General features: G+C 72.6%; 8 protein-coding genes. 4 read left to right on the top strand and 4 right to left on the bottom strand.

Features of this window, described 5'->3' with window-relative positions; all coding sequences use genetic code 11:
• A partial coding sequence (gene menD / locus B9G38_RS13555; RefSeq protein ID WP_086220709.1) for a 2-succinyl-5-enolpyruvyl-6-hydroxy-3-cyclohexene-1-carboxylic-acid synthase occupies window positions 1-1,240 on the bottom strand: 1,240 nt, incomplete at its 3' end.
• A 112-nt stretch (window positions 1,241-1,352) separates the two neighbouring features.
• Window positions 1,353-1,751, bottom strand: coding sequence for a DUF5830 family protein (locus B9G38_RS13550; RefSeq protein WP_049929662.1), 399 nt, complete (start codon window positions 1,749-1,751; stop codon window positions 1,353-1,355).
• A gap of 121 nt (window positions 1,752-1,872) precedes the next feature.
• Here B9G38_RS13550 and B9G38_RS13545 point away from each other — a divergent pair, with 121 nt between their 5' ends.
• Window positions 1,873-2,238, top strand: a complete 366-nt coding sequence (locus tag B9G38_RS13545; protein WP_049929663.1) for a hypothetical protein — start codon at window positions 1,873-1,875, stop codon at window positions 2,236-2,238.
• Between the two features lie 54 nt (window positions 2,239-2,292).
• The gene (locus B9G38_RS18745; RefSeq protein WP_254921850.1) at window positions 2,293-2,424 is read left to right on the top strand and encodes a hypothetical protein; all 132 of its coding nucleotides are present in this window, start codon (window positions 2,293-2,295) and stop codon (window positions 2,422-2,424) included.
• A 198-nt stretch (window positions 2,425-2,622) separates the two neighbouring features.
• On the opposite strand, the gene B9G38_RS13535 is transcribed toward B9G38_RS18745, so the two are convergent.
• On the bottom strand, window positions 2,623-3,306 hold the full coding sequence (locus B9G38_RS13535; RefSeq protein ID WP_394334928.1) for a helix-turn-helix domain-containing protein: 684 nt from the start codon (window positions 3,304-3,306) through the stop codon (window positions 2,623-2,625).
• Window positions 3,307-3,479: 173 nt separating this feature from the next.
• Here B9G38_RS13535 and B9G38_RS13530 point away from each other — a divergent pair, with 173 nt between their 5' ends.
• Window positions 3,480-3,740, top strand: coding sequence for a hypothetical protein (locus tag B9G38_RS13530; RefSeq protein WP_233127215.1), 261 nt, complete (start codon window positions 3,480-3,482; stop codon window positions 3,738-3,740).
• A gap of 594 nt (window positions 3,741-4,334) precedes the next feature.
• Complete coding sequence (locus B9G38_RS13525) at window positions 4,335-5,438, top strand: radical SAM protein (RefSeq protein ID WP_086220707.1); 1,104 nt, start codon at window positions 4,335-4,337, stop codon at window positions 5,436-5,438.
• Between the two features lie 19 nt (window positions 5,439-5,457).
• Here the strand turns inward: B9G38_RS13525 and B9G38_RS13520 are convergent.
• The coding region (locus B9G38_RS13520; RefSeq protein ID WP_158093831.1) for a S9 family peptidase at window positions 5,458-5,823 on the bottom strand (366 nt) is incomplete at its 5' end.

Here is a 5,823-nt window from a genome sequence, read left to right as displayed (position 1 = left end):
GCCCCGCGTCCGCCCCCCCGCCCCCCGCGCCGGCAAGCGCGTCGGCCTCGCGGGCGTGAACCGCTTCCGCGACCCGGTCGGCCTCCTCCCACTGCGCGCGCCAGCCTTGGTCTCCGCTCCCGCCGCCGACGAGCCGCGAGAGTCGGGCGCAGAGCCGGCTCGGCTCGGCGACGACGAGGTCGGTCGCGGCGAACTCGGCCTCGCGCCAGCGGCCGGCGGGGTCGACCTGGTACTGGTCGGCGCCGGTCGCGGCGAGGTACTTCCGGAGCCGCTTGGAGGTCGGCGAGGCACCCAACCGAAGGACGAGGTCGGGGTCGGCCCACGCGTCGCCCGCCGCGGCGGCGTCGCCCGCGTCGCTTCCGCCGTCCGCGAGGTCGGCCGAGAGGTACGCGTCGTAGGCGCCGATCACGGGCGCGACGCGCGTGTGACCGCCGTACCGGAGTCCGGAAAGTGGGTCGGCCAGCACGGGGAACCCGGTGGCGTGCGCGAGCGCCGTGACCGACTCCGAGTCGATCCCCGGCGGGTCGGCGGGGCCGGCGACGATCAGGCCGCGGTCCGCCTCCCCGAGCGCGGTCGCGAGCGCCCGGAGTTTGTCGTCGCCCGGTTCGGGGGCCCCGTGAGTCACGTCGACGTAGGGGCCGTCGCGCCCGCGCTCGGCCGCCTCCGGCAGGTCGTCGGGCACGTCGCCCGGGACCGGCGTCGGCTCCAGCGGCTTCTTAAACGGGACGTTGAGGTGGACCGGGCCCGGGTCGGCCCCTTCTGCCGTCGCGACGGCGCGGGCAACCGTCGTGCGCAGCGACCGGAGGGCCCGATCGTTTGCGGCCGGCTCCGGGAGGTCTTTATAAAATCGAACCCCGTCGCCGTACAGCTTCTCTTGATCCGCGGTCTGGTTCGCGCCGGAGTCGCGCAGTTCGGGCGGCCGGTCGGCGGTGAGCGCGAGCAGCGGGACGCGGGCCTCGCTCGCCTCCATCACGGCCGGGTGGTAGTTGGCGGCGGCGGTGCCGGAGGTACAGATCAGCGGCGTCACGCGGCCGGTCCGACGGGCGCGCCCGAGCGCGAAGTACGCGGCGGAGCGCTCGTCGAGCTGCGAGAACACGCGGAGATTCTCGTGGCCCGCGGCGGCGACGGTCAGCGGCGTCGAGCGGCTGCCCGGCGAGGCGACGACGGCGTCGACGCCCGCGGCGACGAGCTCGTCGACGAGCGCGTTCGCCCACAGGGCGTTCCGGTTCGGCGCGGTCATTACCGTCGCTTCGGGCGCGGACGTAAATACTCCGGCGAGTTCGGTCGACGCTCGGGCGGCGGGAGAGCGCGGTGGACGCTCGACCGGCCGGAGGCCGCTCTCGGCGCCGCCCTCACGCCGCGTCCGACGCCGACTCCGACTCGCGGCCCGTAACCTTGCGGACGCACGAGGAGCCGAACGGGCCGAGTTCGCCCGCGTCAAGTTCCACGAAGTGGCCCGTCGAGACCGAGGCGCCGCAGCGCCGACACTCGAAGTCGCCCTCGCGCGCGACGACCTGGCGCTCGTACTCGACGTAGGCGCCGCCGGTGTTGACCCGGAGCCGAGCGCCCTCGCGGTCGATGACGCCGCGCTTCTCCGCGGCGTCGAGGATGTCGCGGGTGAGCGCCGGGCTCGTCGTGATCGTCTCGATCCGGTCGACCGCCGCGGCGAGGTCGAGCTCCTCGCGTTCGAGGTGCGCCAGCAGCTCGACGCCGAGCTCCAGCTTCTCGTCGCGGGTCGACGGCCCCGTCACGGCCGCCGAGACGGCGCGATCCCTATTAAGTCGGCCGGACGCCGGTCGGTCTCCGTCCGCAAAGCGCGCGCCGGCCCCAGCGGATCGGCACATTCACGTTCGCCGCCCGACAGTTTCGCCCGTGGTTCGATCCCGCGATCGGTCTCGGCGTCGCCTCGCCTACCGCCGGCGCCCCAACGAGTTCTACTGGCTGTGGATCGCGGCGACGGCGACGTACGGCGTCGGCGACATCGTGTCGACCGTCGCCTTCCTCCGGTACGTCCCGACGATCGAGGAGGCGAACCCGGTCGTGCGGTTCGCCCTGGAGTCGTTCGGGCTCTCCGGGCTCGTCGCGCTGAAGATCGCCGTCTACCTCGTGATGCTCTGGATCAGCGTCGAGGGCGCGCGCGAGGGCGACGGGCTCCTCTACTACTTCCCGCCGGTGCTGCTCACGCTCACGGGGACGTACCTCACCGCGAGCAACGTGCGCCTGCTGTGGCTCGCCTGAGGGGCTGACCGCTCGCGTCCGGAGGCCGAATCCGGTCTCGGCGCGGCGCTGCTGGTGCGGGTCTGGTTCGTGCTGGTCCACGACCTGCTCGCGCTCGGAACCGTCGCGGCGACCGAGCCGCCGGACGCCGCGCTGTCGGCGCTGGTGCTGTCGAATCCGGCGAGCCCTTCCGGGTGTTCGTGTTGAGCGGGCTCGGGGCGACCGACGGCGGCGGGTTCACCGTCGCCCTCGCCGGGAGCGGGCTCTCGACGGTCACACTGGCGGCGTCGCTCGTCGCGTGGTGCGTGGTCCAAGCCGCCGTCGCGGCGCGGTTGGTCCGTCGCCGTCGGCTCTGGCGCGAGGCGAGACCGGGCGCGGCGCCCGGTCGGACTTTTTCGATCGCCGCTACTGGATCCGCTCGATACCGTCCTCCTCCGGCGATTCGAAGTCGAGGGGGCGGCGCGGGAGGTCGTCGACGAACTCCCGGACGATCGTGCGCTCGACGCGCTGGAGCACCTCGCTACACGTGGACTTCGCGATGCCGACATGGTCAGCCACCTCGGTGAGCGTCGTCTCTCGGGGCACGTCGTAGTAGCCGCGGTCGACCGCCTCGAAGAGGACCTCGCGCTGGCGCTCCGTGAGCGACCCGCCGGGGTTGATCCGCTGTTGGACGTACTCGACCTCGAACGCCGCGCCCACGTCGCGGAGGGCGTCGCCGAACTCCGCGACGCGCTCGTGATTACCCGTCACGTCGACGCGCGCGACGCCGTCGCGGATCTCGACCGGCATCTCGATGGGGACGCCCGCCCGGCGGGCGACCGTCTGTAGCAGGGGGACGAGCGCCTCGACCTGAACGGTGACCATCCCGTCGTCCGCGGCCATCACCGACGAGTGGGTGATCGTCTCGTGGTCGTCGATCGCGTCGAGGATCGGGTCCGATTCGTCCGCGGTGATCCGGACCAGCGCGAACCCCGCGCCGTCGTCCGGCGTCGCGGTCAACACCTGGAACCGCGCCTCGGGGAACTCACGCGAGATGTCGCCGACCCACGGACCGTCCGGGATCGTCACGCGGAGACGTGCCTGTGCCATGCCGGAGGCTTCGACGCCGGCGTGGAAGTAGCTTCGGCTCCGCGGTCGGCGTCGGAACATGTTCGGCGGAACGGACCCAGAGATCGGGTCCGTACCACCGGATATGAGTTCCGAGCCCGACGAGTCGGCGGCGGTGGAGGGCTCGACGCGCGGGACCTCGCGCCGCCGCAACCTTGCGCGAGACGCTCGAACGCGCCGAGCCGCTCGGCGGTCATGACGTGTTGGTCCAGTACAACGACCGAACGCCGCAGTCCCTCTTCCCGCGGCTCGACGACCGCTGGTACGCCTACGCCGCGGTCGGGACCGACGCGCCCACCGCGGTCGTCACGGCGATCTGGTCGGGCGAGGGCGAGTGGACCGTTTCGGACGAGCGAGCGGGGGAGGGCGATCAGACCGACGCGAGGGAGCGGTCCGGCGAAGGCGACGCGACCTGAGTTACTTCGAATCCGCCAGTACGCGTGAGAGTGACATAACCGTCCAAATCGCGGCACAGGCGATCCAGACCCCGGGGCTCGTGAGCAGGGTTATCGCTCGCTCAGTCGAGTACAGTACGAACAACCATGGCGGTATTCCAACGACGAATGATACAAATCCCGACAGCGACGGCTCGCATGGCTCGCTCGTTCGCTCCACTCACTGCGGTGCGTACGTCGTCAGGCTTCGCCCTCGCGGCAGCGTGGCGCGACGCGCCACTGGCAGCAGGCGGCGAAGCCGCCGGCGACTGCCCGTTTGAGTCCCACCCGACCGCACAGCGCCGCAGCCTCACGCCTCCCCAGCCTCGTCGCCCTCCCTTCGGTCGGCCGACTCCCTCGCGCGTGCTCCTCGCGGCCGCCTGCGGCGGCCGCGCGCAGGCACGCGCCGACCACTCTGTCATTTATAATCGATTGTCGGGGTCGCTCACGTGTATTTAAATCCCGCATCGCAGTTGTCGATCCGACGCGTCTCTCCCGCCGTCGCTCGCCGTTACGTCCGGTGAACACGTTCGGGAACGACCCCAAACGGGTCCGGGTCGTAGCCGGACGTGAGCGATGTTCGACGACCTCGACACGGACCGGCGGCCGCTGGTCCTCGTTTGGGAGGTCACGCAGGCCTGCGGGCTCGCGTGCCGCCACTGCCGGGCTAACGCGCGGCCGCAGCGACACCCCGACGAGCTGACGACCGCTGAGGGGAAGCGGCTGCTGGCGGACGCCGCCGCGTTCGGCCACGGACAGCTGGTCGTCCTCTCCGGGGGCGACCCGCTCGCGCGCGACGACCTCACGGAGCTGGTCGCGCACGGCGACGACCTCGGCCTCCGGATGACGATCACGCCGAGCGGAACCCGGTCGCTCACGCCCGAGCGCGTCAGCGACCTCGGCGACGCGGGGATCGCCCGCATGGCGCTCAGCCTCGACGGGTCGACCCGCGAGCGCCACGACGCGTTCCGCGGCGAGGAGAGCTTCGCGGACACCGTCGCGGCCGCGCGCGCCGCCCGCGACGCCGGGATCCCGCTCCAAATCAACACTACCGTGTGCGCGGACACGGTCGAGGACCTCCCCGCGATTCGCGACCGCGTCCGCGACCTCGGCGCCGTCCTCTGGAGCGTCTTCTTCCTCGTTCCGGTGGGTCGCGGCCGCGTCCTCGACCCGGTCTCCCCCGAGCGCGCCGAGGCGGCGATGGCGTGGCTCCACGAGGTGTCGGAGGAGGAGCGGTTCGGCGTCAAGACCACTGAGGCCCCGTTCTACCGGCGTGTCGGGATCCAGCGCGCCGAGGCCGGCAGCGCCGACGCGGAGGCCGACCGACGGGGCGGGGTCACGGCCGGGCGCGGCTTCGGGTTCGTCGGCCACACCGGTGAGGTGTACCCGTCCGGGTTCCTGCCCGAGTCGGCGGGGAACGTCCGCGAGCGGTCGGCCGTCGACGTCTACCGGAACGCCGACCTCTTCGAGTCGCTCCGCGACCCGGACGGCTTCTCGGGGAAGTGCGGCGCCTGCGAGTTCCGCCACGTCTGCGGCGGGAGTCGGTCGCGAGCCTACGCCGTCACGGGCGATCCGACCGACAGCGACCCGCTCTGCCCGTACGTCCCGGACGGCTACGACGGACCGCTGCCCGAGCGCCAGCGAGGGGCCGACGGGGAGCGGTCCGAATCCGCCGACTGATCCCGGCGTCGCCGGCGACTCACTCCGGCCGTTCGCCGACGAGGAGGTCGAGGTCGGCGACGCTGCCGGCCGGGTCGAAGTCGAACGCCGCGCCGTAGAACGCGAGTTCGGCGGCGTGCGCCCGGGCGACGTTGTCGGCGTCGCGGAACCCGTGGCGCTCCTCCGGGAACTCCACGTACGCGTACGGCGTCTCGTTCGCGACGAGGGCGTCGATCATCGCCTCGGCCTGCGCGGGCGGGACCACCTCGTCCTCGCCGCCCTGTAACAGCAGCAGCGGCGCGGTGACCCCCTCGGCGTGCGCGACCGGCGACCGCGCCTCGTAGACGTCGTCGGCCTCGGGGAGCGGGCCGACGAGCCCGTCGAGGTAGCGCGACTCGAACTTGTG

The organism is Halorubrum sp. SD612, assembly GCF_002135005.1.
This window is presented reverse-complemented; position numbering and strand designations above follow the sequence as displayed.

What these genes read in the sequence shown, in the direction of transcription:
- B9G38_RS13535 (WP_394334928.1), bottom strand. Translation starts at nt 3,306, where the DNA reads ATGGCACAGGCACGTCTCCGCGTGACGATCCCGGACGGTCCGTGGGTC.
- B9G38_RS13525 (WP_086220707.1), top strand. Translation starts at nt 4,335, where the DNA reads ATGTTCGACGACCTCGACACGGACCGGCGGCCGCTGGTCCTCGTTTGG.